This window comes from Gemmatimonadota bacterium, from assembly GCA_016719105.1.
GTDB lineage: Bacteria > Gemmatimonadota > Gemmatimonadetes > Gemmatimonadales > Gemmatimonadaceae > SCN-70-22.
The window spans coordinates 310,320-336,560 of the sequence record JADKAQ010000004.1 but is presented as its reverse complement, the minus strand read 5'-3'; the positions used below and the strand labels follow the sequence as shown (position 1 = coordinate 336,560).

24 protein-coding genes are annotated in these 26,241 nt (G+C 68.9%); 6 read left to right on the top strand and 18 right to left on the bottom strand.

Annotated elements, in window-relative coordinates; all coding sequences use genetic code 11:
- Window positions 1-253: 253 nt before the first annotated feature.
- From IPN47_09515 to IPN47_09505, 3 genes are all read right to left on the bottom strand, one after another.
- Complete coding sequence (locus tag IPN47_09515; GenBank protein MBK9408273.1) at window positions 254-1,822, bottom strand: hypothetical protein; 1,569 nt, start codon at window positions 1,820-1,822, stop codon at window positions 254-256.
- A gap of 151 nt (window positions 1,823-1,973) precedes the next feature.
- Window positions 1,974-2,144, bottom strand: a complete 171-nt coding sequence (locus IPN47_09510) for a hypothetical protein (GenBank protein ID MBK9408272.1) — start codon at window positions 2,142-2,144, stop codon at window positions 1,974-1,976.
- A gap of 417 nt (window positions 2,145-2,561) precedes the next feature.
- Window positions 2,562-3,992 carry a class I SAM-dependent methyltransferase gene (locus IPN47_09505; GenBank protein ID MBK9408271.1) on the bottom strand — a complete coding sequence of 477 codons (1,431 nt, stop codon included), beginning with the start codon at window positions 3,990-3,992 and terminating at the stop codon, window positions 2,562-2,564.
- A gap of 587 nt (window positions 3,993-4,579) precedes the next feature.
- Here IPN47_09505 and IPN47_09500 point away from each other — a divergent pair.
- A complete protein-coding gene (locus IPN47_09500; protein MBK9408270.1) occupies window positions 4,580-6,556 on the top strand; it encodes an insulinase family protein in 1,977 nt (658 codons plus the stop codon).
- Between the two features lie 76 nt (window positions 6,557-6,632).
- On the opposite strand, the gene IPN47_09495 is transcribed toward IPN47_09500, so the two are convergent.
- From IPN47_09495 to gnd, 4 genes are all read right to left on the bottom strand, one after another.
- Window positions 6,633-7,601 (bottom strand): squalene/phytoene synthase family protein, encoded by a 969-nt coding sequence (locus IPN47_09495; protein ID MBK9408269.1) that lies wholly within the window; start codon window positions 7,599-7,601, stop codon window positions 6,633-6,635.
- 219 nt (window positions 7,602-7,820) lie between these two features.
- Window positions 7,821-8,507: an ROK family protein gene (locus IPN47_09490; GenBank protein MBK9408268.1), complete on the bottom strand. Its 687-nt coding sequence runs from the start codon at window positions 8,505-8,507 to the stop codon at window positions 7,821-7,823.
- Between the two features lie 28 nt (window positions 8,508-8,535).
- Window positions 8,536-9,912: a glucose-6-phosphate dehydrogenase gene (gene zwf, locus IPN47_09485; protein ID MBK9408267.1), complete on the bottom strand. Its 1,377-nt coding sequence runs from the start codon at window positions 9,910-9,912 to the stop codon at window positions 8,536-8,538.
- Complete coding sequence (gene gnd / locus IPN47_09480; protein MBK9408266.1) at window positions 9,909-10,925, bottom strand: decarboxylating 6-phosphogluconate dehydrogenase; 1,017 nt, start codon at window positions 10,923-10,925, stop codon at window positions 9,909-9,911. Before gnd ends, zwf begins: the two co-directional genes overlap by 4 nt.
- A 133-nt stretch (window positions 10,926-11,058) precedes the next feature.
- Here gnd and pgl point away from each other — a divergent pair, with 133 nt between their 5' ends.
- The 3 genes from pgl to IPN47_09465 all read left to right on the top strand — a co-directional run bounded on the left by pgl (window position 11,059) and on the right by IPN47_09465 (window position 14,702).
- Window positions 11,059-11,778, top strand: a complete 720-nt coding sequence (gene pgl / locus IPN47_09475) for a 6-phosphogluconolactonase (protein MBK9408265.1) — start codon at window positions 11,059-11,061, stop codon at window positions 11,776-11,778.
- A 164-nt stretch (window positions 11,779-11,942) separates the two neighbouring features.
- Complete coding sequence (locus IPN47_09470) at window positions 11,943-13,292, top strand: hypothetical protein (protein MBK9408264.1); 1,350 nt, start codon at window positions 11,943-11,945, stop codon at window positions 13,290-13,292.
- A gap of 84 nt (window positions 13,293-13,376) precedes the next feature.
- Entirely contained in the window at window positions 13,377-14,702 is a 1,326-nt protein-coding gene (locus tag IPN47_09465) for an amidohydrolase family protein (protein ID MBK9408263.1), read from the top strand.
- 87 nt (window positions 14,703-14,789) lie between these two features.
- Here IPN47_09465 and IPN47_09460 read toward each other — a convergent pair whose 3' ends face one another.
- The 4 genes from IPN47_09460 to IPN47_09445 all read right to left on the bottom strand — a co-directional run bounded on the left by IPN47_09460 (window position 14,790) and on the right by IPN47_09445 (window position 18,908).
- Window positions 14,790-15,461 carry a VTT domain-containing protein gene (locus IPN47_09460; protein MBK9408262.1) on the bottom strand — a complete coding sequence of 224 codons (672 nt, stop codon included), beginning with the start codon at window positions 15,459-15,461 and terminating at the stop codon, window positions 14,790-14,792.
- A gap of 7 nt (window positions 15,462-15,468) precedes the next feature.
- Entirely contained in the window at window positions 15,469-16,347 is an 879-nt protein-coding gene (locus tag IPN47_09455) for a phosphoribulokinase (GenBank protein ID MBK9408261.1), read from the bottom strand.
- A gap of 86 nt (window positions 16,348-16,433) precedes the next feature.
- Window positions 16,434-17,507, bottom strand: coding sequence for a class 1 fructose-bisphosphatase (locus tag IPN47_09450; GenBank protein ID MBK9408260.1), 1,074 nt, complete (start codon window positions 17,505-17,507; stop codon window positions 16,434-16,436).
- A 27-nt stretch (window positions 17,508-17,534) separates the two neighbouring features.
- Complete coding sequence (locus tag IPN47_09445; protein ID MBK9408259.1) at window positions 17,535-18,908, bottom strand: ribulose-bisphosphate carboxylase; 1,374 nt, start codon at window positions 18,906-18,908, stop codon at window positions 17,535-17,537.
- Window positions 18,909-19,126: 218 nt separating this feature from the next.
- Here IPN47_09445 and IPN47_09440 point away from each other — a divergent pair, with 218 nt between their 5' ends.
- Window positions 19,127-19,597, top strand: coding sequence for a hypothetical protein (locus tag IPN47_09440; GenBank protein MBK9408258.1), 471 nt, complete (start codon window positions 19,127-19,129; stop codon window positions 19,595-19,597).
- 324 nt (window positions 19,598-19,921) lie between these two features.
- Window positions 19,922-20,077 (top strand): hypothetical protein, encoded by a 156-nt coding sequence (locus tag IPN47_09435; protein MBK9408257.1) that lies wholly within the window; start codon window positions 19,922-19,924, stop codon window positions 20,075-20,077.
- A 101-nt stretch (window positions 20,078-20,178) separates the two neighbouring features.
- Here the strand turns inward: IPN47_09435 and IPN47_09430 are convergent, their stop codons facing one another.
- The 7 genes from IPN47_09430 to IPN47_09400 all read right to left on the bottom strand — a co-directional run bounded on the left by IPN47_09430 (window position 20,179) and on the right by IPN47_09400 (window position 26,152).
- A complete protein-coding gene (locus IPN47_09430; protein ID MBK9408256.1) occupies window positions 20,179-20,502 on the bottom strand; it encodes a cytochrome c in 324 nt (107 codons plus the stop codon).
- A gap of 236 nt (window positions 20,503-20,738) precedes the next feature.
- The gene (locus tag IPN47_09425; GenBank protein ID MBK9408255.1) at window positions 20,739-21,980 is read right to left on the bottom strand and encodes a hypothetical protein; all 1,242 of its coding nucleotides are present in this window, start codon (window positions 21,978-21,980) and stop codon (window positions 20,739-20,741) included.
- A gap of 118 nt (window positions 21,981-22,098) precedes the next feature.
- Complete coding sequence (locus tag IPN47_09420; GenBank protein ID MBK9408254.1) at window positions 22,099-22,557, bottom strand: cytochrome c; 459 nt, start codon at window positions 22,555-22,557, stop codon at window positions 22,099-22,101.
- Window positions 22,558-23,001: 444 nt separating this feature from the next.
- Window positions 23,002-23,262 carry a hypothetical protein gene (locus IPN47_09415; protein ID MBK9408253.1) on the bottom strand — a complete coding sequence of 87 codons (261 nt, stop codon included), beginning with the start codon at window positions 23,260-23,262 and terminating at the stop codon, window positions 23,002-23,004.
- Entirely contained in the window at window positions 23,259-23,717 is a 459-nt protein-coding gene (locus IPN47_09410) for a Type 1 glutamine amidotransferase-like domain-containing protein (GenBank protein ID MBK9408252.1), read from the bottom strand. The genes IPN47_09415 and IPN47_09410 overlap by 4 nt, the downstream gene beginning before the upstream one ends.
- 191 nt (window positions 23,718-23,908) lie before the next feature.
- Window positions 23,909-25,069, bottom strand: a complete 1,161-nt coding sequence (locus tag IPN47_09405; GenBank protein ID MBK9408251.1) for a PQQ-dependent sugar dehydrogenase — start codon at window positions 25,067-25,069, stop codon at window positions 23,909-23,911.
- Window positions 25,070-25,120: 51 nt separating this feature from the next.
- Window positions 25,121-26,152, bottom strand: coding sequence for a dienelactone hydrolase family protein (locus tag IPN47_09400; GenBank protein MBK9408250.1), 1,032 nt, complete (start codon window positions 26,150-26,152; stop codon window positions 25,121-25,123).
- Window positions 26,153-26,241 lie beyond the last annotated feature (89 nt).

Here is a 26,241-nt window from a genome sequence, read left to right as displayed (position 1 = left end):
GCCGCAGAATCGACGCTGGTGTCGGACCGTTACCGCCTGGTCACGCGCGTGATCTCCGCCCCCCGGTTTCCCGGAAGCCGAAATACCACGTAAAGGTAAAGAGCGGGGTCTTGGGCGCGTGCAGCATGGTGCAGCCAATCTTTGGCGAATGGCCGAGTCGCGCAAGGGGGGAGGCGAAAGTGCCCCAACCTCCGCCCGACCACACGGCACCGACAACACGTGAGATGCGATGCACGTCACACCACCTCTCCCATCACCGCGGCGGGATGGGGGCACGGACTCGGCGAGGGGAGTCTTCATCGCCCGTGCGAAAGACGAACGGAGCGGGATCGGACTCGACCTTCACTTGGGAGAACTCGCTCGCGGCCAGCCCCGCGAGGAGCTCGCCGATCGACACGACGCTGCTATCGAGTCCCGGCACGATTCCAGGGGCGCGCACGGCGAACAGCGTCGAGTAGAAGTCATCGAAGTCCTCGCGCGTGAAGGCCTGCCCGACCGGAGGGATCGGTGCACCGATGCGTGCACCGTGGTCACCATGCACGATGACCACCGCATCGCGCGCGCCCCGAGCCTCGAGCTGTCCGACGAGCGCCCCCACGCGCGCGGTGAGGCATCGCAGCTGCGGCCAGTAGCGCTGGTACAGCGCACGGCGCTGCGCCGAGACCTGCAGCTGCCGGAGCTCGCGTTGCGACGGCTGGTCGAAGAGCATCGGCGTGACGAGGCAGTCGGCATCCAGCATGTAGGGCGCGTGTGGCAGGAGCACGTGTCCAAAGAACGCCGTCCCGCGCACGTCGGGGAGCGTGTCGATGTCGCGCGCGATTGTCTGCAGGATCCGCAGCGCTCCGGCCGGGCCCAGGGGATACGTCGTGCGGGCCCAGTCCGGCGCCGGCAGGTGGCGCGCGATGAGCGCGGGACGCAGTCGTTCGTCGTAGAACGCATTGGCGAGGGCGTAGAGCGACGAATTGTTCGCCAGCCAGTGTTGCACGAGCAGGCGCGTTCGCACCGGCCACGCCAGCGACAGCGCCGGGAGGTTCCCCACCGAGTTCGCCGGGACCATGAAGCAGGCGACCGGCGCCGCCCCCTTAGTGCCGCAGTAGTCGATGAAGCCCGGCTGGTACGACCGCACATCGAAGCCAACGGCCGACAAGCGATCGAAATAGGCGTTCTCAGCAAGCGGCGCGGGGAAGTGGACCGTGCCGGGGCCTAACCACACCCCTCCGGTATCGCGCTGCGCGAAGTTGAGCGCATTCGGAATCGCATCCGCCGTCAGGTGATACGGCGAGTAGGCACGCGTGAAGAGTCGGAAGCCGTGCTCCACATAGAAGGCGATCAACGCCGCCTTGGCCTCGACACCACCGGGGATGTTGGTCGGGATTCCCTCGACGCCGATGTGTTCGTCGGCGATCAGGTGCAACAGCGGCGGCCGTGGGCCGCGGCGCGGCTGGCCCGTAGCCGGCTGCACCGCCGGGGCCTCGCGTCCGCCAGCGACAACGGTGGTGAGCAACACGGCGAGCAGGACCGTCAGGACGATTCCGTGCACGTGCACGCGCAACAGCCACGTCGCGACCAGGAGGACGCCAAACACGACCAGATGGTACCCACCGATGTCGGCGAACAGGTCGGCGCTGACGAAGAGCAGGCTCGCCGTGAGAAGGGCACGGGCGACGGCGGCGTGCGTCCGCACGACCACCGCGCCAATCAGTGCGCCAGCGAGCGCCAACGCACCAGCGACGGCCAGCGCATCCGACCCTATCGGGCTGTATCGATGAAAGTGCAGGTAGTTCCAGAACGGAACAACCAGCGCGAGTGCCGACGCCGCCATCCCAGTAGCGGCGACTCGTGCGGCCGGGCCCGCGCTCACTCCGGTGCGAGGCCGTGCCGTGGCCGGCACATGCGGCCCGTCAGCCGCAAGCGCTTGGCACCGCGCCGGCGCTCAGGAGGCCGGGCTACATCGGTCGCTCGTCGCACGCCGTTCAATCCTGGCGCGACGAGTCCTCCGCGCGACGCCCAAACGTGCGCAGCTTGAACCAATACAGCTTCACGATCGCGCCAATCCCGACGGCGCCGCCAACGATCGCCTGCACGAGGATGCTACCCGAGTTCTGGTCCAGATACATCTCGCCACCCCTGTTGTGCCACACCATGGTCACGAACACGTCACGACGCGGACCGGGAACATGTCACCACTGGGGCCGTTGTGCCAGCACGCAGATCACATACACGTAGCGACCTCGACCAGTACCACTCCTGCACAGCGGCACTTGTCGCGCAGCGCACGGCTCAGCTCGTCGTTCGGCCACGCCATCCCGTGCGTGAGCCCAGCGGATGGGGCCGTCAGCTGCGCGCCTCGCCCGCACCGTCAGGTGCAGACCATGTTGCACCTGCCAGACGAACGCGGTGCTGGCGACCGCCGGACTCGGCGAGCCACGGGCGCCGGATTCTGGCGCCCCCGGCTGCCGATGAGTCCGCCCCACCGCACGACCTGACGCCGACGAGCAGCGGACGAGCGACCGAAGCGTGGCGACGGCCCTTTTCCAGCCCGAGGCCTGTCTGATGACGGCCTAGTGACGGCGGTACCAGGCCAACAGGCGACCGGAGGTAGGCAGTCGGCAGCTCTCCACGATCTCGCCGCGCTCTTGCAGGACGTGCAGGAACCGTTCTTCGGCGTAGTCGTCGAAGATGTCGGCGCGCAGCCGCAGCAGCTGCTGCACCATCGGATCGGACTTCGGCACAAACTCGATGATGCCCGCAGGCGCGCGATCGATCAACCAGTGCAGGACAGCGGGAAGCGGAACGTTCCGGGCGATGGCCATGTGGTGGATGAGCGCCAATCCCAGCACCGCGTCCACCTCCATGCGCGCGGGAAGGCTCTGGCGCTCGCTCCCGGCCCACCCCTGTCCCGGGCTGGGGTTGACCGCGTCGCCCCAGAGCGGGAGGAAGCGAAGCCCGTCCTTGCGGGCCCGCAGGTAGGCAGCGTCGAGCGCGCCGGCGTCGGACTCCCACCCCACCGCGGCGCCTGCACCCGCCCGCAGCGCCACCGCGCTGTAGTCGCCGGTGTTGCACCCAATATCGAGCAGGACCTTGGGGCGCTCCGCCGCTGCAAAGCGCTCCACGAACGCGCGCTTGAGCGTCGCCTCCGGCGTGGTGTACGAGTTGTCCGAGGCATAGCCCGACCAGATGCTCGGGCGGTTGGGTGACGGCTGGAGTTCGGCGATCCAGCTGCGCAGGGAGCCGAGCATGCTTCGCAGGCTCGCCAGCGGGAGCTGCAGCTTCGACGCCGCGGCCGCCTTGTCGTTGGCATTGGGCCGCTCCATCGAGGCCTGCAGGATCACGTGCGTCATCACGCGCCACGACCATTTGCGCCTGACAGGGAGGACGTTGGCCAGCAGGGCCGGCGGAATCCCCTCCATGGCGCCGCGGTACCAGGGCTGGAAGGGGACGCCGGCATACGCCGTCAGGAGCAACGGATTGAGGTACTGCTCGCAGAACTGGCGGTGCCCCGCCCAGAATTCGCCCTCGCGGTAGCGCCGGAACGAGAGATAGTCGATGAAGACCGGCGTGGGACCATCGAACATGACGTTGTAGGCCGATGCATCGCTCAACATCACGCCGGCCGCCAGCGCCTCGAGCTGGATGTCCAGCTGCAGCAACGCGGCATCCTTGAGCGCCGGAAACGACCACTCATACGGATACGACTGGACCGCGAGACGCGGGTGCTCGAGCACGTAGGCGTGCGGCGTGCCATCCACAGGGACGGTATCGCGGGGAACCTCGGTCGCCGCGATCAGCCAGCCGCGCTCGGTGAGGCGCCGGGCCAGCCCGCTGTCGCGCACGAACTCGTAGTCGGCCACTCCCGCGGGGAGCACGGTGCGAAAGACCCGTCCGTCCTGCATGTACACGTGCCCGCTCGGGTCCCGATACGACGCCGGATGTCGCGACACGTTCACCTCGGCACCGATACGCCCGGCCACGCCGGCGCCCGGCGCAGCCACGGCATCCCGGAAGGACCAACTCCATGCAACATCTCGGGTGACGTTTCGGGGTCGGTGCGCCGATCCATGTGGTGATCCTCTGACGGGTGGTCTCCGACGCGTCGCGTCGGGGCGACGGCTGCGCCAACGATACTCACCGCAGCGCGCGCCTGCGAGGTGTCGTTCCCCAACTCGCCGCTGCGAGCCGCGCAATGTGATGCGCATCACCCGCGCACCCCGTTTTGCCGCCGTCAGCTGCACACACGCCTCGCGCACCAGTCTCGCCACCAGGACCTGATCCCACGGGCCTCGCCCGCGTGCCTCTCCCGTCCGCCTCACCCGCACGCCTCACCCGCACACCTCGCGCGCTCGCCGGCATCGCCCGTCCCGCCGCCGGACCCGGTGGGCCGGACGGCACGAGAGGGGATCGACGGCCACCTAACGAGATCACCACGCTCACCTTGACCTGCGATGCCGGACGGGCGAGCTTCGCCGACGTGCGCACCCCGCCGATTCACCTCCCGCCCCCTCCGCGACACCACGCCCTCCGCCCCCGGCGCCCCAACGGCACGCCCGGGCCGGAGGGACCGATGGGCCGCATCGCGCGGATGTTCCACACCCTCCGTCCGCCTGCGGCGCAGTGGCGACGTGCCATCCGCTGGTCTGCCTCCCTGCTCCTGGGAGTCGCCCTCCCCTGCGCCCCCCTCGACGCGCAGGGCGGGGACGCCTTCGCCGGCATCGAGACGAGGACCCTCCCCAACGGGCTCAAGGTCTGGCTCAAGCGCTTCGTGGACGAGCCGAGCGTCGACGTGACCCTCATCGTCGGCGGGGGCTCCTCGCTCGATCCGGCCGGCCGTGAGGAACTCGCGCACTTTGCGGAGCACCTCGTCTTTGGCGACCGCCCCGGGCTTTCCGAACGGGCGCTCAACCAGCAGGTCGAGTCGCTGGGCGGCAAGATCTCCGCCAACACCTCGGCCGACCGCACGCTCTTCCGGGTCACGATCCCTGCACAGCACGCCCCGGCGGCCATCGCCTGGATGGCCCGCCTCGTCGAGGAACGTCCCATCTCCCAGGCGCTGCTCGACCAGCAACGACCGCCGATCCTGCTCGAGATGGGTGCCACGCCGCGACGCGCGGTGGACTGGATTCGTGCCCTCTATCTCGATCCGCCATCCCTGCGCAGAGCCAGCAGCTGGATGCGCGATTTCGGGCTGGAGACGGTGGCCGATCGCGACTTCTATCCGTACCGCAGCCTCAATCGCACGACGCCCGACGACGTGCGGGACTTCATGCAGCGCTTCTATGTCCCCTCGAACATGACGCTGGTGATCGCCGGGGGGATGTCGACGGATTCAGCATGGACCGCAGTGAGCGAGCGCTTCGGCCGGCTGCCGGCGCGACCGGCAGCGACGCTGCCACGCGGCGTCGTGCAGGTACAGCCTCGCGACGTCACCATCTGGACTCCGCAGCGGGAGGCGCGGTACCTGCGCCAGCTGCGCGGAGCCGCGCTGTCGTCTCGGGACCGCGTGCTCGTCATGTTCCTCCGCGAGTTCCTCGACAAGCGACTGAACGATCGCCTGCGCTACGGGGCCGACAAGCTCGTGTATCATCCGTCCGTGCAGCTGGCGATGCTGGGCGATGCGGCGGTCGTCACGCTCTACGCGGCGACGGATGGCGCGCGCCTCGATGCCGTACGCGTCTTGATCGACGAGGAAGTCACGCGCCTCCGGGCTGGAGCGGAGGCCGACAGCGCCTTCGTGGCCGATCGTGACGCCATCGCGCAACGATTCCGATTGGGGGCGACCGGTGCCCGCGCGATGAGCGACGCCGCCGCCTCGTTCTTCTTCGCGACCGGGAGCGGGGGGACGATGCCCGACATGGTCGCGCTGTACGAGCAGGTCACGCCAGCGCAGCTGGCGGCGGTGCTGCGCGAGCGGTTCCCCACCGGCGGCGACAACGTGCGCCTGTTTCGACCGCTCGCTCTGTCACCGCTGGTCCTGGTCGCCATGGCCGCGCTGTTGGCCTGGGGGGTCGTCGCTCTCCTGCGTCGGATGATGCTGCGCCCCGCCGAGATGCGCCGGCTGCGCTACGTCGCGCGCATTCGCATCGACGCCCCCCTCGTCGCCGTTTCGCTGTTAATCGTTGGGGGAACCGCGGCGGTGGTCGCCCGTTTCCTCGCCGCCGCCGCCCGCCCGTTTCTCGAGGCAGTCGTCTTCCCACTGCCCGGTGCACTCCTGCAATGGGGGATGTACGTCGTGCTCCTGGCGCTGAGCATCGCGGTGGTGGTCGCCATCGGGGCGCACATCCCGCGCAAGGTCCTCGTCTTCGAAGACCAGGTGCGCGTCAAGTATCTCAGCTACCGCTCCGTGGTCTTTCCCACATCCGACATCCTCGAGTGCCGGCGGGCATCGTTCGCCGAGGTCTGGCTGGGGGGACGGCTGTGGCGCTGCCTGCCGCTCACCCTCGGGCTCCGGACCCCGGGACTGTACCTGCGACGCCGCGACGGGCGCGCGCTCTTCTGCCGCGTGCGAGATACCGGCGAGTTGGCGGCATCGATCGACGCGCTGCGCGGACGCCCGGCGTAGGGCTCGTCAGGAGGCTCGTCATCGACCGGTGCATCGGCGGTGCCTAACGACTACCCCGCCGACGCACCGCCCCCCGCTACGAGCGAACCGTCTGCCCCTCGGTGACGAACTCGCCCAACCGGCCGATGGCAATCGCCCCCTGCAGGCGCGCGACGAGTGCCGCCACCTGCGCACGCCCCAGCTTGGCGCCGGGGCCCAGGCGTTGCACCCGCTCGAGCGTGGCGCGGGCAAGGACGATTGGCAGCGCGGTCGACGCCAGCAGTCCGCGCTCGGCGCCAGCCGCCTCGAGGCGGGCGCAGTAGCGGGACGCCGCGTCCAGCCCATCGAAGGCGAGCTGGAAGATCCCGGCGCGATCGGCACCACTCGGGAGGAAGCGACGCCCCTCGGCCGCATCGGCGTCGGCGTCTTTCAGGATGTTCACCAGCTGCAACCCCTCGCCAAAGGCCGAGGCGTCGGCGCGCAGCTCCCCGGCAATCGCCGTCAGCTGCTTGCGCCCGAGGAGGAAGAGCTCCGTGAGCATCTCGCCGACGATCCCGGCCACCGTGTAGCAGTACGCGCGCAGGTCGGCGAGATCGCGCAGGTGCACCGGCCCGTCCGTCTCGCGCGAGACGAACGTCGCCATCCCGCGCGTCGTCCGTACCGCATGACGCGCGATGATGGCCCATGAATCAGGGGCGAGCGTGCGCGTCGCCCGCATCACGAAGGGCAACTCACCCAGCAATTCCAGGTACCCGGGCTCATCGAGCGGCGGCTCGGCCCCCCACTGCAGGGCGAGCGAGGAGGCCTGCATCGGATCGCGCGAGTCCACCAGCGCCGCAAAGGCATCGAGCTCCGCCAGCTTGCGGGGGGTGGACCAGCGGGTGGCGTCCTCCAGCGTGTCGGCGACCCGGAAGAGGAGATACGCGAGCGTCACCTCGAGCCGCGTGGGCTCGGGGAGGAGCGGGATCGTCAGCGCGAATGTACGACTCGACTTGGTGAGCAGGTCGTCGAGGCGCTGCCGCTCGCCCGCTTCCAGACGCGTACGAACCGAATCGTGCCGAGACATCTCCTCTCCCGTGTGGGACGGACCGCGCCGCGCATGGTGGCGCAGGCGACAAGATACCTACTAATCCCGGACGCCGTACGGTCGTGCCCAGTCACGGGTTACGATGGTTCGGACCCCAGTCTGCTCGGTCGCGGGGAGACGGCGGGCGCCGGGGGGGCGGGCACCCCACGCGGCCTCGCCCGCCGAACATTGGCGAAACCTAACGAAATCCCGCGACGCCTAACGCCCCGGGAGGCGTTTGGCGATCGGATGGTCGCCCGCCGCCCAGAGCCGGAGCCCCCCTTCCACCGCCCGCGTGTTGCCACCTCGTCGTGTGTGGGCAGGGAGCCGCCGCAGCTTGCTCACGTTGCCGCCGCCCAGGACGACGTAGTCGCAGAGCAGCGCCTCGCGAAGCAGCGCCGTCACGACGTCCACGTGGCGACTCCAGCGCTTGCGCCCGTAGGCCCTGAGTCCGCGCGTCCCCAGGTAGTCCTCGTAGGTCTTGTTGCGACGATAGGGGAGGTGCGCCAACTCCAGCGGTTCGAGTCGCCCCTCGTCGACGATGGCGCTCCCCAGCCCGGTGCCGAGTCCGAGGAAGAGCATACGCCCTCCCTCGAAACTGCCGAGCGCCTGCATGGCGGCGTCGTTGGCGATGCGAACGGGCTTTCCGAAGGCACGCCCGAAATCCATGCGCCGCCAGCCGCCACCAAGGTTGTGCGGCTCCTTTAGCGACCGCCCATCGCGGACCGGCCCGGGGAGGCCGATGGAGATGACGTCGTACTCCCATTCGGCGGTGAGCGCCTGCACCGCCTTCACCATGCGGCTGGCGGTAAGGGTCGGCCCCGATGGGATCTTGACCGGGGTGAGGCGCCACGACCCGGCGACCTTGATGTTCGTGCCGCCCACGTCGACGACGAGGATTTTCATCTGGCGGTGCTCCGGCGTTGACGGTCGGTCATTGCGGGTCGTTCCATCCTCCGATGGCGCCGGTGAGGCGCGCGGCGCTCGCGGGCCCCCAGGTGCCGGGTTGGTAATTCTCGGGTTCGACATGCGTGTTGATGAGAGGATCGACGATCTCCCACGCCGCCTCGACCGCATCCTGCCGGGCAAAGAGCGTCGCATCCCCCGTCATCGCATCACCGATGAGTCGCTCGTACGCGTCCATCTCGTCGGCGCTCTTGGGGCGGACGAGGGCCAGCTCGGTGGGCTCGCCACGCATCGCCTCCCCGGGCTTCTTCGCGCTGACGCCCAACGCAATCGACACCTGAGGACCGAGCCGGAATCGCACGTAGTTACCCATGGCCGGGAGCGCCTCCTTGAAGACGACCCGCGGCGGTGCCTGGAACTCGACGACCACCTCGGTCGCGGTACGCGCCAGCGACTTTCCGGCGCGCACGAAGATCGGGACACCGGCCCATCGCCACGAGTCGACGCGCAGCTGCATCGCGGCATACGTCGGGACGCGCGAGTCTGGGGCAACGCCGTCCTCCTGTCGATAGCCATCGAACTGGCCGAGGACGAGCTGGCCCGGGTCGAGCGGAGGGATCGAGCGCAGGACCTTGGCCTGCTCGTCGCGGATGGCCTCCGCGTACGCCGACGTCGGCGGCTCCATGGTGAGGAAGCCAACGACCTGCAGCAGGTGGTTCTGGATCACGTCGCGAATGACCCCGGTCTCCTCATAGAACTTCCCCCGCCCGGAGACGCCGAACGACTCCGCCATCGTGATCTGGATGTTCTCCACGTGGTGGCGATTCCAGATGGGCTCGAGGAAGGCGTTGGCGAAGCGGAAGTACAGGATGTTCTGCACCGCTTCCTTTCCGAGGTAGTGGTCGATGCGGAAGACCGCCGACTCGCCGAACTGCCGGTGCAGCGTGGCATTCAGGGCCTGCGCCGACGCGAGGTCGCGCCCGAACGGCTTCTCGACCACGACGCGCGCCTCGCCCGCACACCCGGAGGCCCCCAACCCCTCCACGACGTCGCCGAAGAGCGACGGCGGGACCGCGAGGTAGTGCAGCGGGTGCTCGGCTCCGCCAAGGGCCTCGTGCAACGCCGCGTAGGTCGCGCCCTCGCGATAATTGCCGCGCACGTAGCGCAGGTGGTCGCTCAGGATCGCAAAGGCGCGTTCGTCGACCCCACCCCCAAACTCTGTGATGCTGGCATGGGCGCGCGCGCGCAGCTGCTCCACGGTCCAGTCCGACGACGCCACGCCGATGACCGGGACGTCGAGCGCCCCACGCCGCGCCATCGCGTGGAGCGCAGGGAAGATCTTCTTGTACGCGAGGTCGCCGGTGACACCAAAGAAGACGAGCGCATCCGATCGCGGAGCGCTCACGTCGCCCCCTTCTCGAGGTGGCCACCGAACGCGAAGCGCATCGCCGAGAGCATGCGATTGGCGAAATCGCCCTCGCCGCGCGAGGCGAAGCGGGAGAAGAGGGCGGAAGCCAGCACATGCGCCGGGACCGCCAGGTCGTTCGCCGCGGCGAGCGTCCAGCGCCCCTCTCCCGAGTCCGACACACGCCCGGCGAACTGCGCCAGCGACTGGTCGGTGGCGAGCGCCTGCGCCGAAAGGTCGAGGAGCCAGGAGGTGATCACGCTCCCTCGACGCCAGAGTTCGGCGATCTCGCCGAGGTCGAAGTCGTACTGATAGTGCTCGGGATGCCGCAGCGGCGTCGTTTCGGCGTCGTGCTCCTGCACCCCGCGACCGGCCCCGGCGTGTTGGAGGAGATTGAAGCCTTCGGCGAAGGCGGCCATCATCCCGTACTCGATGGCATTGTGCACCATCTTCACAAAGTGGCCGGCGCCGTGCGGGCCGCAATGGAGATACCCCTCGTGGGCCGTCCCCTCATCTGCCGGGCGCTTCGGGGTCGGCGGAGCCGCCCCGACCCCCGGGGCGAGGGTGGCGAAGATCGGATCGAGGCGCCTAACGACTTCCCCGTCGCCACCGATCATCAGGCAGTAGCCGCGCTCACGTCCCCACACACCGCCGCTCACGCCGCAGTCGACGTAGTGCAGCCCCCGCTCCCGCAGTCGCGCCGCACGCGCGATATCGTCCTGGAAGTTGGAGTTGCCACCATCGACGAGGGTGTCACCCGGGGCGAGGAGCGGCGCAATGGCCTCGATCGTCGCATCCACCACTCCCGCCGGCACCATCAACCAGACGACGCGGGGCGCCGAGAGCGCGGCAACGAAGTCGGCGAGGGCCGTGGCCCCCGTCGCTCCCTCGCGCGCCAGCGCCTCGACGGCGTCCGGGGTGCGATCGTGCACGACGCACCGATGCCCCCCGGCCATCAGTCGGCGCACCATGTTCGCCCCCATGCGCCCCAGTCCGACCATTCCGATTTCCATGCGTCGCTCCACGTCGGTCATTGCTCCGCGTTGGAAGCGTCGCCCGCCCGATGCTCGAGCGGTAGCTTCCCCAGGCTGCAATATGCCATCCCAGAGACGCGCGCGCGAAACCGAACGAGGGCCCGCCGGCCGAATGACAACGAAGTGCGAGGTGGTCGTGGCGCCGCTCGCCACGTTGCAGCAGCAACTCCGCCATCTCGTGCAGGAGGCGGCGCAGCGCGCGTTGGCCGAGGGGCGACGCGTCAGTCTTGCGATCCCCGGAGGCTCGGTCGCCGCGCAGCTGCTCTCCGCGCTGCGCGCCGACGACATCGACTGGGGAGCAACCGACGTCTTCTGGTGCGATGAACGCGCCGTCGCGCCGACCCACCCCGACTCCAACTACGGGACCTCGGTCGCCGGCTGGCTGGGTGCGTTGGTCGTCAGCGGCGTTCGCCTGCACCGCATGCACGGCGACGCGCCGTCGCTCGATGACGCCGCCCGGCGATACGACGAAGAGTTGTCGTCGTCGTTAGGGTCGCCCCCCCGGCTCGACCTGGCGATCGTCGGGGTCGGTGAGGACGGACATGTGTGCTCGCTCTTCCCGGGCCACCCCGCGCTGCGCGAGGCGGACCGGTTGGCGGTCGCCGTGCGTGATGCGCCCAAGCCTCCCCCCGCTCGCCTCACGCTCACCCTGCCGTTCGTCGCCGCGTCGCGCCGCGTGGTCGTTGCCGCACTCGGATCGTCCAAGGCCGGCGCCATGCGAGCCGCCCTCGGCGACACGCCGGGCACAACGCCCGTCGCCCAGTTGTTGCAACTGACGGAACGCGCCGTGGTCCTGCTCGACCTCGAGGCTGCGCGCGACCTCGGTCGCTAGCGCGCCCAGTCCCGGACACGGGGAACGCGCCGCACACTTCCGTGCGCCGAGCGGAGGCGAGGCGCCGAGGCGTGCGCGCCCCCCTTACGACCCGCGTTGCGGATGGCGGGGCGGGACCGTCCAATGAGGGACCCGTCCGGCCCTCCTGCCCCGCTCGTTTCACCGTGCCGACTCCCCCGCACGACACCACGTTCCGTTCGTTCGCCCTCGCACTCGCGGCCGTCCCGCTCGTCGCCGCCTGCTCGCCCAATCCGGGCGACTGGGTCAAGGCGCGGTGGGAGCCGATGGCCGCCCTCACGCAGCGCTGCCCGAACCTCGAGGGGACATACACGATGGCCGGCGGCGCCCGCCCGCCGATGTCGCAGACCATCTTCGGCAGCTATGTGACCGGCGGCAACCGACGCTTCCCCTGGGAGACGATGACGATCGCCGGCCAAGGCGACGACTCGCTCGTCCTGACCCTGGCACGCAGCCAGCGGCAGCGCGACGCGTTTCGCGACGCCGTCTTTGCGCGCGGCGCGTACTACGAGCGCGAATACCGGCGCATGCACTCCCCATCGGTGCGCTGGTCGAGCGGTTTCGCCACCATGACCGACTCGGCGTACGGGGCCAACCTCGAAACGCTGTACCTCGCGCCCGTCCGTTCGTACACACTGCGCCGCGGCGAGCACCACACGTGCAAAGGCGGCTGGCTTCGCGTCGATCGCGTCGTGCATGACCCCGGCCCCGATCGCAACAACCCGCGCCCCGATACCGTCGTCGGCGAGGTCCTGCTGCGGAAGGGATGGAAGGGCGACCTGGTGGCGATGGCGAAGGTCCGCGAGGCGCGGGAGTTCACGGTCTGGTGCGGCGACGGCTGCAAGGGGATCCCACTCGGCACGTGGACCGCGCGCACGTGGGGACGCTGGCGGTCGTCCGCGGTGGCCTCGGATGGCCCGAGCCCGCGCCCATGGGCGGAGCCGTTCGAGGCGCCACCGCTCTCGCGCGCGCCGACCGCGGCTTCCACCCCGCCCGAAGCCATCGCCGATGCGCTGCGCCCGATGCTCCCGTCAGGCGCACGCCTGCAGACGATCGAGCGCGATGGGTCCGGCTATCGCGCGCAGATTGCCAGCCATTCGACCACGCCCATGGCGGCGTTGATCGCCTCCTTGCGCCGGGCGTACCGCTTCCGCGGCGAGCGCGTCCTTGGAATCTCCCGAGCGGCGGACGGGGGCTGGGTCATGACGTTAGGCATTGGCGACCTGTGGTTCGACTCCCCGGCCAATCCTCACGATCCCACGCGTGCGGCGTGGGAAGCCCTTCCCGCAGGCGTCAAGCTCGTCGGGGTGCAGGGTGGAGCGGCACGGGGGCTGGAACTCACGCTCGTGGCCGACCACCAATCGGCGATCGATGACGCGGTCCGGGCGATCGCGAGACAGGCGGCGTACGAGGCCGTCTCTCTCAAGAGCAGCATCCGCAGCAGCGTGGGTGACGTCGTAGCCATCGTCTACGTCCGCGAGCGTCCGCGCCGCTAGCGTCCGGCGCCTTTCCCTTCATCGGCACGCGACGCACGTTGGAGGGACCTCGAGCCCGCACCACTTTCGCGCCCCCCATTCCAGATGCGTCTCTTCCTCTCCGCTGCAGCAGCGACCGTCGTCCTCGGCGCGGTCTCACTGCCACAGCGCGTCGACGCTCAAGCGGCCCCCGCTGCCGTCACGATCCTGCGCGCCGCACGCCTCATCGACGGCACCGGAACCCCTCCCCTCATCCCAGGGATGGTCCGCATCGAAGGAGACCGCATCGCCGAGGTGGGGACGAACCTCCGCATTCCGCCAGGCGCAACGCTCGTCGACCTTGGCGACGCCACGCTCCTCCCCGGCCTCATCGACCTGCACACGCACCTCACCGGCGACGAGCGCGTGCACTGGGAGGATGCGCTGGTCAAGACGACGCCGGCACACGACGCGCTCTGGGGGGCGCGCAATGCGCGCGTGACCCTCATGGCCGGCTTCACCACCTGCCGCGACATGGGGCCCAACTGGCCGTACGTCGACGTCGAGCTGCGGCGAGCCATCGACGCGGGCGCCATCCCGGGCCCGCGCCTCCTCGTGGCCGGCAACTACGTCACGTCCACCGGCGGTGCCGGCGATGCGCGCCAGTTCTCGATCTACGTCGACGTGCCGACCGTGAGGACGCTCGCCGATGGTCCCGACGAAGTCACCAAGGCGGTGCGGACAAACCTCAAGAACGGCGCCGACTTCATCAAGATCCTCGCGACCGGCGCCGTGCTCTCCAAGGGGATCTCCCCGGGGGCGCAGCAGTACTCGGATGCGGAAATCCAGGCCGCGGTGACCGAGGCGCGGCGCTGGGGCAAACAGGTCGCCGCACACGCGCACGGCGCCGACGGGATCAAGGCGGCGATCCGGGCGGGGGTGCGCACGATCGACCACGGGTCATACCTCGACGACGAGGCCATCGCCCTTCTCAAGGCCTCCAACCGACAGAGCTTCTACGCGCCCACGCTCTACACATCCGCAGTAATCGAGCGGAACGACCCGGCAAACCCGATCCCCGAGTCGGAGCGTGAGCGGTCGCGCCAGATCCGCGCGGTCAAGGACGCCGGCTTCCGGCGCGCACTCGCCGCGGGGATCCCGATCGGCTTCGCGACCGACGCACTCGTCATCCCGCACGGCGACAACGCCCGCGAGTTCGCCGAACGCGTCCGACTGGGCGAGTCGCCAATGGCGGCCATCGTGTCGGCCACCGCGCTCAACGCCGAGATTCTGGGATGGCAGGACCGCGTGGGGACGATCGGTGCGGGGAAGCTCGCCGACCTCATCGCCGTCCCCGGCGATCCACTGTCGGACATCACGCGCCTCGAGCGCGTGGGCTTCGTGATGAAGGGGGGAACGATCTTCCGACACGATCTGGTGCCGCGCCGCTAACGGCGTGGCCCGTTCGCATGACCGCTGGTGTGGTGTTCACTCGGCTGTTGAAGCGGCAGGCCGGCGCGTAACGGTGGCGCGCCGCGCCTAACGTGGATGCGCGCGATCGAGGTGCCGACGCAGCAGGTGGAGGGCGACGGCGCCGACCAGTGCGCCGGCGGCGAGCACGGCCAGCAGTGGGGCGAGTCGCCGCTGGAGGAACTCCTGGCCGAGCCACACGGTGACCGCCGCGTACGGCGCCTCCACGAGGGCGAGCGCCGCCAGGTAGCGCGCCAGTGGATAGCGCGCGAGCCCCAGGACGTAGCCCGGGATCTCCGAGGGAAGGGCGAGCTGGAAGAGGAGGACGACCCCGAACGGCGTGTCGCGGGAGACGCGGCGTTCGTACTTCGCGAGAAACTCGACGGGGGCCAGGTGCGCCAGCAGGGGACGTCCGAGCCCGCGGGCCGACCCGTACGACAGGAGCCCGCCGAGCAGCCACCCTAACGACAGGAGCGCCGCCGTCGTCGGCATCCCCCACGCGACCACCCCCGCGGGGACGAGGGCCGCGCTGGAGAAGAAGGCGAGCATGGCCGATGCCGCCGCCAGCGCGACGAACATCGCGGGGCCGGCCACGGGGTGCGTCGCCAGGATGGTGCTCGCGGCATCGAAGACGCGGACCAGCGACTCATGCAGCGCCGCGGACGCCGAGAGCGCGGCGATGATGACGCCGAGGAGGATCGCCGCGGTGGCGCGAGGCGCCCCGCCGCGTTGCGGCGTCAGGATCGCGTCACCCTCCCAACAGCTTGCGCCTCCGTTCGACCAGGCGCATCACCATCGGCGTGAAGATCAGCTGCATGGCCAGCTCCATCTTGCCCCCCGGGCAGACGATCGTGTTGGCGCGCGACATCCACGAGTCGTGCAGCATGCTCAGAAGATACGGGAAGTCGAATCCGCGTGGATTCGCGAAGCGGATGACCACCAGGCTCTCATCGGCCGTCGGGATCGTGCGGGCGATGAACGGGTTGGACGTGTCGACGACCGGGACGCGCTGGAAGTTGATGTGCGTGCGCTGGAACTGCGGCACGATGTAGTGCACGTAGTCGGGCATGCGACGCAGGATCACGTCGGTCACCGCCTCGGTCGAGTAGCCGCGCGTATTGCGATCGCGGTGGATCTTCTGGATCCACTCGAGGTTGACCACCGGCACGACCCCCACGAGCAGGTCGGGGTGCTGCGCCACGTTGGCCGTCTTGGTGACGACGGCGCCGTGCAGCCCTTCGTAGAAGAGCAGCTCGCTCTCCGGGAGTGGCTCCCACGCGGTGAACGTGCCCGGCGGCTGGTGGTACGGCGCCGCCTCTTCATCGTTATGCAAGTACTTGCGCGCCGTCCCCTGCCCCGTCTCGGCGTAGTCACGAAAGAGTGACTCCAACTCGGGAAAGAGATTCGCCTCGTCGCCGAAGTGGGAGAAGCTCGAGTTCCCGGCCGCCTCGGCCTCGGTCATCTTCACCTTCATCTCCTTCCGGTCGTAGCGGTGGAAGGAATCGCCCTCCACCACCGCGGCCTTTACGCCCTCACGCCGGAAGATGTTCTCGAAGGTGCGGGTGACCGACGTCGTACCGGCGCCTGACGAGCCGGTGATGGCGATGATGGGATGCTTGGCGGACATCGAGACTCGTACGGGAGGGTGAGAGAGCGGATCTCGGCGCGGAGCCGGGGAGGGCAGGCGTGGTCGTCGTGGCGGAAACGGCGCGATCAGTCGGGGGCGGCGAAGAGACCGCGGCGGCCGAACAGCGGCGAGGCGTACGCATCCTGCGGCTCCTCGTTATGGTACCGCTCGATGCGTGCGACCTCCTCGGCCGAGCCGAAGACATAGCCGATGCGCTGGTGCAGCGCCGTGGGCGCGACCTCGAGCGCACGCCCGTGACCGGTGCTCGCCATCCCCCCGGCCTGCTCCACCAGGAACGCGATGGGGTTGGTTTCGTACAGGACGCGCAGGCGCCCCGGCTTCTTGCCGTCCCGCGTGTCGCGCGGATACAGGAACACGCCGCCGCGCAGGAGGATCCGGTGCGTCTCGGCCACCAGCGAGGCAATCCATCGCATGTTGAAGTCGGCACCACGCGGCCCCGACTGCCCCGCGAGGCATTCGTCGACGTAGCGCTTGACGGCGGGCTCCCAGAAGCGCGAGTTGGACGCGTTGATCGCGAACTCCCGCGCCTGCTGGGGAATGCGAAGGTCGGGATGACTCAGGACCCACTCGCCGAGCATGGGGTCCAGCGTGAAGGCGTGCGTCCCCTTGCCTAACGTCAGGACCAGCATCGTGCACGGGCCGTAGATCGCGTAACCGGCGCAGACTTGCTCCGTGCCCGGCTGCAGGAAGTCCTCGAGCGTCGGCGCCTCCCCCGGCCGCGGGGCCCGCAGGATCGAGAAGATGCTCCCCACCGAGACGTTCACATCGACGTTCGACGAGCCGTCGAGCGGGTCGAAGAGGAGGAGGTACTTCCCCTTCGGATACTCCGGGGGGATGACGTAGATGTCCTCCATCTCCTCGGACGCCATCCCCGACACCTGCCCTCCCCACTCGTTGGCCCGGAGGAAGATCCCGTTGCTGAGCACGTCGAGCTTGAGCTGCGCCTCACCCTGCACGTTGTGCGTCCCCGTCACCCCGACGACGTCGCTCAGGGCGCCGTACGCCACGCGCCGCGCGATCGCCTTGCAGGCGAGCGCCACGTTCGTGATGAGCGCGTTCAGCTCGCCGGTCGCCCCGGGGGCGCGCCGGCGTTCTTCGATGATGAACTGCGTCAGCGTGGATCGTCCGCCTGTCGGCATCGCGTCTGATTCCTCGTCCGTTGGGGGCTACACGCCCAGGTGCTGGCGCCAACCGGGGTAGAGCTGGTCGGCATCGCCAGGGAACGACTCGAACGCGCGCGCGAACTCGCGGTGCGACTTCGCCCACTGCACCGGATCGGCCCCAGCCTTCCAGCATTCGTACGCCTGCCGCAGCGAAATCGCCCCCGCCGCCGGCGAGTCGAGGTGCCCGTACGACCCACCCCCGGCGGTGTTGATCACGTTACCGTGCCCGAGGTTCGCGAAGTAGGCTGGAAGTCGCAGCGCATTCATCCCGCCGGAGATAATGGGCGTGGTGGGCTTCATGCCATACCATTTCTGGTAGTATGCCGGCCCCTGGTACTCGTCGCGCTCGATGATGTAGGCGATGGCACGATCGTCCTGCGCCCCTTCCATCTTCCCGTAGCCCATCGTCCCCACGTGGATCCCGCTCGCCCCCTGGAGGCGCGACAGCTTGGCCAGCACGTAGGCCGAGTAGCCGCGCTTCGCGCTCGGCGAGGTGATCATCCCGTGGCCGGCGCGATGGTAATGCAGGTACTGGCCGGGATACTGCCGGCGCGCCGTCGTGATCATCCCCGGCCCACCCACGAAGCCGTCGACGAGGAAGGCCACCTTGTCGGCATCCGAGCCGAACGTCTCGAGGATGAAGTCGGCGCGCGCACACATCTCGTAGTGATCGTCGGCCGTGATGTTGGCCGAGAAGAGCTTGGCTTCACCCGTCTCGTCCATGGCACGCCGCATCGCATCGGCCACCAGCGGAATCGTCTGCTTGAGCGGCGAGAAGACCTGGTTGCCCTGCGGCTCGTCGTTCTTGATGAAGTCGCCACCGAGCCAGAACTGGTAGGCTGCGGTCGCAAACGGCTGCGGGCGCAGCCCCAGCTTGGGCTTGATGATCGTCCCGGAGATATAGCCCCCGTCCTTCACCGGCCGCCCGAGGATGCGCCACAAGTCGGAGATGTCCTTCGACGGCCCGTCGAACAGCTGCAGGGCGCGATCGGGGACGTAGAAGTCATACATCTTGGCGTGCTCGATGTCGCCCATCCCCTGGTTGTTGCCGATTGCCAGGGTGAGGAACGACACGACCATCATGCGCCCGTCGGTGACGTTGCGATCGAACAGGTCGAGGGGATACGCGATGCGCATCTCCTCGGTCGCCTCGTCGATGTGATAGACCAGGGCATCGACGCCTCGCGTGAAGTCGTCGGTCGTCGACACATCGACGTTGGTCCCGGTTGACGACTCCGCGGCGAAGTGCGCCGCTGCGGCAAGGTAGGCATGGCCGGCCTTCGGCTTCATCTTGTAGGCCGCCAGGATGTGCCGTCCCTCGCGGATGAGCGTGGCCTCGTCGAGGCTGAGGTCGGCGTATCGCTTTGACTGATCCATGGGTCCGGGCGCAGGAAAGGACGCGAGAGTCGGCCCCTCGCCGTCTCCCAGTAGCAAGGTAGCGGAGCGGGTAGTCCCACCTGTCGGGGGAATGCCGTCCGACCGCCAGATAGGCGCCGTGTTCGACGACCAAACGCCGTCAGCGGCACGCGAATCCCACCCTATCGAGCGGCCCCCCTGCCCTCCCGGGTAGCGCACGCACGTAGCACCTTTCCGACGTGCCCGCCCCCCTCCTTCCCCTCGCCGCCGCCGCGCTCCTCTCGGCCGTCGCCCCCGATACGAGCCACTGCGTTGCGGCTGCCGACTTCCTTCGCGACCGGCAGCGTCTGGTCGTCGCGGTGGAACCCGACACGATCGACGATTGGCGTACCCGACGACGACACCCGGGCTGTCGTGTCACCGCCGCAGGGGCGAGCCCCCTCGGCGTGGCGCGCGCCGCGACCGGCCTCTATGAACGCCTGCGCGCCGCTGGTTGGACGCGCACCCCCGACCCGATGGACGCCCCCAACGAGGCCTCCCTCCGCTTTCGCCTCGATGGCGCCGACTGCCTGTTCAACGTGTACGAGGTGCCGCGCCTCTACACCGAGGCAGAGTTTCGCGTGAACGAGGCAGTCACGCCGGCGGCGGGCGAGGTACGCTACCAGGTCTTCGTGATGTGCATGCCGGCCCTCCCTGCTGCTACACGTTAGGGGGCGAGACCGCGGGCATCTCAGCCGCGCTCTGTACGGCACGCGTCTCACGCCGTCCTCGCGTTTCCCCGACGACGTTCAGGGTGTGCCTGACATCGCGCGCGGGAACGTCGGATAGACTGGCGCACTTCCATCTGCAGGCTCCCGGCCCCGCGACGCGCGACGGCCGTGCCCTCTTGCTCGTGGCAGGGCGGACGCGCGCTGTACCACGCCGCGTCTCCCTCCACTGCTACCGTGACGCCCGCGCTCGGCGCGCACGCGATTCGGCGTCCGGACTTCCCCGGCGTCGCGAGCCGCTGGCCGTGCGCCAGCAGGAGGTGCCGTATGGACGCCGTGATGACCGGGCTGTTGTACGCCATGCTGTTGGTCACAGCCCTCATGCTTCTCGCCGTAGTCGCCTCGGCGATGCATCGCATGCTCCGCGTGCTCTACCGCAAGCTGCACGATCACTCGGCGCACGCGCGGACCAGCACACCGTAGCGCACGCACACGCGACGCGTCGGCCGACCCGAGGTCGGCGCGTCGCGGTCAGGGCACATTCGGCACGACCAGGACGTGAGCACGCCGCGATCGGGACACGATCACGGCGACGCGTCGCGATGGTTGACCGCCCAGATGAAGGCCGCCGCATCGATGGCATCCTTTCGCGAGATGCCGTTGGGCAGCGGGACCATCACCGTCCGCAGCACGCCCTCGGTGATGACTCGGACCAACTCAGGAAAGGCGCCGTCCTTGGCCGCCCTCCATCCGGTCGACTTGCGATGCGGCGGAGCGATGGCCGTCCCCTCCATCCGCTCGCCGTGGCAGACGATGCACGCCCCCTTGCCACGGTAGATCACGCGCCCACGGTCGATCATCGCCTTCGTGATCGCGCTCGTATCGGGGAGCGGAGGCGGCGCCTTCACGCCCCGCTGGGCTAGCCCAGGTTCGCTCAGGATCAGTTCGGCCAAAACCAGAAACACCGCGGCGCGCGCCACACGACGCGACGTGGAGCGAGCGCTGCGCATGGGGCCGCGCAGGGGTGGCATCAGCCGAGAGGTCATGACGCCGCACAACATACCGCGCGTCAAGCGCTCCGCCAGCCACGGGTCGGCACGCACCGCGCGCCAACCCCATGGCCGGCTTCACCCAGCGCCGTCGCTCAGAACCCAGCCGCCAACATCAGCGTAAGCAGTCGGTTGCCGTCCGCCGGACGCGGTGTGAAGGCGTTGCCTGATCGCATGGTGTAGTTGAGTTGCAGCTGCACGTTCTGGTGCAGATGATACAACGCCCCCACCGTTGCACTGCGATCCTGGTGATTCGACTCCGCCCCGTTGTCACCGGTGCGGTACGCCAGCAACAGCGATGCCCCCTGCGTGGGGAGGATGCCGATCTGCGAGGCGATCGCCACGGCGCTGCGGTCCCGCGGTGCATCGTTGAACATGTTCGGGACGTCGCCGGTCTCCCCTGAACCGGCCGCCCGCGCGACCGATGCGTAGAGACTCAGCGGGTACTGGCCAACCTTGCCTTGCGCCTGACCGTCGACGGCCCACGCGCGCGTCCCGATCGCCTCCACCCGTGCGCGGCCAGAACCATCATCCAGGCGTGCCGAGCCATACCACTTCTGTGCGCCGATGCCGAGGTCCCAGCCGCCGACGTCCGGCGTCCACGCGATACGCGCATAGTTGGAGGTCGGCATCGGGCTCGCCTGCCCCTCGGCCGTCGCCATGTGCACCGGGCTCCAGCGGGTGACGTTGGCGAAGAAGTGGTGGTTCCCAACCGCGAAGGTCGCCCCGGATGCCGCCGTTGCCGTTCCGACGTACTGCTGGGCCGACATGTCCTCGCGATGCTCCATCGCCCGGATGTTGCGCACCGCGCCGGTGTTCATGAGTTCGAATCCGTACGAGGCGCCAAGTCCGTCGGTGGTGAACGGAATCACCGAGGCCCGCACCCCTTTCACGTTGTAGGAGAAGGGGATCTTGAACCCCGCCAGGACCGCCGCCCCATTGCTGGGAAGCTGTCCCTCGAGCAGGAATCCGATGTTCTCGCTGACGCGACCGGCGATGAGCAGCGCGAATTCATCGGGGAATTGCAGCTCGCCGGAGTTGGTCGTGCGCTCGCCGGGGCCGTCCTCGCCATTCGTCTTCTGCATGCGGATCTTGAAGAAGAGCGAGGCATTGAGGAAGGCCGGGAGCGAGAGGCGAGAACCTTCGACCTTTCCCTGGGCGCCGATGAGGGTATAGCCATCCATCTTGAAGCGGCGCCCGAACGCGTTGAGCGTCGGGTACTGCTGCGTATGACACCCGGAACACTGGAGCCCGGTTTGTCGGGCGAAGGCCGGGACCGCGTGGGCCGTTGCCGGCAGCTGCAACAGCGCGAGGACGACGAGTGGCGCGAATCGCATGGCGTGTGACGTGTTTGGGGAAGACGAACGAGGCGGATCAGGACGCTGCGGAAACACTCCGTGGCGATCGACCGGCCCTGGCGGTGCGAGTCCCCAACGCCGCCCGGGCGCCCGACCGCTAGGGTTTGGTGCCGCGATGGTTCACGGCCCAGATGTACGAGGCGACCAGCACCGTTTCACTCGGGGAGATGCCGTTGGGAAAGGCGACCATCAGCGTCCCCGGCACCCCGGTCGAGATCACCCGGACCAACTCGGGGAACGCGCCGTCCTTCGCGGCCTTCCAGCCGCTCGTCTTGCGATGCGCGGGTGCAACCGGTGTCCCCTCCAGCTTCGTCCCGTGGCAGGCGATGCACGTCCCCTTCCCGTGATACAGCCGTCGCCCCTTGTCGACCATCTCCGGCGTGATGGCACTCGTGTCGGGGAGCGCCGATGCGGCCGCGCCTCCCTGCCCCGCGGATTGGGTGGCCGATTGTGCCGAGACCGACTCGGCGACGCTAACGGTCCACAGCAGGCCGCCGATGGCCACGGCGTCCAGGACCCGGCGGGAGCGTGGCACCTGCTGAACAGCGTACGTCATGACAGTCGACGCCTGAAGTGTGAGTGTGCGGTGCGCGAACGGCGCACAACGTACTGCTTAGGACGGCAGCGGCAACTATCATGTTGGCTAGGTCACAACCAATCAATCGGCTACATCACGCACGCACGTCATAGCAGTACGCGTCATGCGGGAATCCCTAAGCCCTAAGTGCCAGCGGCAGGAAATCCCCGATGGGATTTACACTGTTCTGCTCATCGGTTTACCGGTGCAGCATGTCACCGCCCCCTCGTCCGATCGCCCCCGCCCCCACGTCACCGACGGCACTCGGCCAGACCAAGGCCGGCGCCCCCCGGAACGCCGGTAGCGCGGCAGTGGCGGACGGGCATAAACGAACGACGCGGCCCCCAATGCCAGCGGGGGCCGCGTCATGCGCGCAGCGCGCGGTGCGCGTGCGCGGTCGTCCTGCCTAACGCGTTGCGAGTCTCAGCGAATGCGGTCCGGCTCCATCACGCGCTCGCGCACCACGCCATCCACCACGCTCACGTGGTACACCTTCGCCCCGTCGCGAGACGAGACCACGCGCGCCACCCGGTTGTCCTCGAAGTAGATTCCCGCATCGTCGTCGCAGGCATACCCCGGCTTCATCTCCCCCGACCCCACCAGCTTGTGGTACAGCGGACGACGACCGGGTTCGGCATCGAAGTGCGGGGAGTGGCTCCCCTGCAGGAAGCCCAGGCACTTCACGATCGACAGCGCCTTCGGCCGTGAATCGGTCGTCCCCTCCTCGAACCAGCACAGCGAGCCGGCACTGGCCCCGCCCAGGACGATCCCCCGGTCCCCGCCGCCCGGAGGACCACGTCGATCCCCTGCGCCTTCCAGATCGCCTGCTGGTTGAGCGTGTTCCCGCCGGACACCACGATCGCATCCATGGAGAGCAGCACCTCGTCCCACCCCTCCTTCTGCGTCAGGCTCTCGATGAACGACGCCTGGTCGAACGGGTGCACATTGAGGGGGGCGCAGGTGCGATAGAACCAGATGATGCCGTCAGCCGCATCGGCCGAGGCGGTCGGCAGGTAGCAGATGCGCGGGCGCGACTTCCCGGTCAGCTCGGCCATGTAGCGAATGAATGGCGTACCAAAGCCTCCGCCCGCGATGAGGATCTTTCGGGTGGCGGCCGGAATCGAAGTCTCGGAATCCATGGCGGTAGTGGGAGCGGGAGAGAAGGAACCGGGCGTCTGCGGTGAAGGGCTCGCGCTGAGCGCCGAGGTGGCACCGAGCGTGGCGATCGCGGAGGCGGCGAGGAACTCGCGGCGTTGCATGGGAGAATGGGTCACCGGAAATGAAATGCGGCGCGCCGAGCTTCGGCGCGCCGCAGAAATGGGGCAATCGATCAGCGCCGCGCCACCGGCTCCAGCCTGACGACGTCGGTCGGCTTCCCCTCACGATTGTCGATCGCGATGTAGATGAAACCGTCGGGGCCCTGGCGCACGTCCCGGATTCGTCCGAGCCCGCGCACCACGTGCTCCGCCAGCTCCGCCTTCTGCCCGTCGACGGTGAAGCGCGTCACGCGCTCACCCGACAGCCCGCCGGCGAAGAGCATCCCCTTCCACGCGGGGAACTTGTCCCCCGTGTAGAGCATCAGCCCCGAAGCGCCGATCGACGGAACCCACACCTGCACGGGCTGCTCCATCCCCTGGCGCATCGTCCCGGCATGGATCGCGGCGCCGGTGCGGTAGTTCACGCCAAAGCCGATCACCGGCCATCCGTAGTTAGCGCCGGCCTTGATCAGGTTGAGCTCATCGCCCCCCTGCGGGCCATGCTCGGTCTCCCATACGTCGCCCGAGGCCGTGTTGACCACGAGCCCCTGCATGTTGCGGTGGCCGTAGCTGTAGATCTCCGGCAAGGCACCGGCGCGCCCCACGAACGGGTTGTCGTTCGGGACGCTCCCGTCTTCGTTGAGGCGGATCGTCTTCCCGTGGTGGTTGGAGAGGTCCTGCGCGGGGTGCGCCTCGAGGTTCCCCGACGGCGGGGCCATGCGATCGCCCACCGTAATGAAGAGGTGCCCCTTGCCATCGAAGGCCAGGCGCGAGCCGAAGTGCCCGATCGTGCCGTTGGTCTTGGCGACGAAGATGTCGGTGAGCCCCACGAGCTGGTCGTTCTCGAACGTCGCGCGCGCCACCGCCGTCGTCGTCTTCCCGCTATCGCCCATCGGCTTCGAGTAGCTCAAGTAGACGTGGCGATTGCTGGCAAAGTTCGGGTGCGGCACGACATCGAGCAGCCCCGCCTGCCCCGCCGTCGCCACGGTCGGCACCCCTGCGACGGGGGCGTCGAGCAGCTTCCCCTTGCGCACGATGCGCAGCCGCCCCGGACGCTCGGTGATGAGGATGTCGCCCCCGGGGAGGAAGGCGATGGACCACGGCTGTACGAGCCCGGAGGCAACCGTCGTGATCCGGAAGTCGTGCAGCGCCGACTTCTGTACGCTCCCCTGGGCAGGAAGCGATGCAGCGGCAACGCATGTCAACGCGACGACCGACAAGGCCTGACGAACCATGAAACGCTCCACGGAAGAGGTTCGAGACTGCGAGTGATGGTGCACGCGGTGCTACTTCACACCGAGCTGCTGCCTGAGAAACGCAAGCGTACGCGGCCATGCATCCTGCGTCGCGGCAAAGTTGGCCGCTTCCTCGGCTTCATCGCGCTTCTGCTTGGGATCGTTCTGTGCGCGCAGGAAGCCGTGCACGGCCCCTTCGTAGTTCACCCCTGTATAGGTCTTGCCGAGTGACTTCATGATGGAGTCGAGCTGCGGCATGGCCGCGGCGATGCGTGCGTCCTTGGATCCGTTGAGCAGCATCACGGGGACCTTGATCTTCGCCAGCGAATCGGCGTTGACGCGCGCGGGGACGGCGGCGGCCGTTTCCGTGGCCGGCGAACCACCGGTCATGTACGGCAGGCCGTAGTAGGCGACGCCGCCGGCGAAACCCTTCACGCCGCCATGCACGGCGTGCATGAACGTCGTCGATCCCCCCCAGCAGTATCCGAAGACCGCGTACTTCGCCAGGGCGGCCGGCTGCATCATCGCGTAGTTGGCCGCGGCGACGATCGCGCGATTGCGCTCGGCGGCGTCGACGCCGGCAATCAACCGGCGGGCGGTGTCCGAGGCGAGTTCGACCGAGCTCGGTCCGCCGCGCACGCGCGAGAGGAAGTCAGGGGCGATGGCGATGAAACCATCGGCCGCCGCCTGGTCCGCAACCGCGCGCACCCACGTTGAGAGTCCAAAGATCTCGTGCACCACTACGACCACGGGGGCCTTGGCCGACGACTTCGGATAGACGATCCAGGCCATGAGCGAATCGGCCGAGCCAGGCCCCCATGCGATCTGGACCCACTCGCCGTGTCGCGGTGTTGCCGCAAGGCGCGCGGCGGCGGTGGCAGCGCTCGCCGGCAGGCCGGCGGTCCCCTGCTGCGTGGCATCGCCCGACGACCGCGAGGGCGCGGGTGCCGCCCGGTCGGCCGCGCTCATGTGCGCCGTATGCTCGTCCATCCCGGCGGCGGAAGACGACAGGGCCGGCGTCGAACGCTGCAGCGTACATGCCCCCAGCAGGAACGTGGCAATCACGGACAATCGGCGCGTCATGGAGGGGATCCTCGGCGTGTGGGCTGGCGTGGGGAAAGTCGACCCGATGCCCGGGGCGCGGCAGGCAGGGCGCAGGGGCCGCCGCCCTC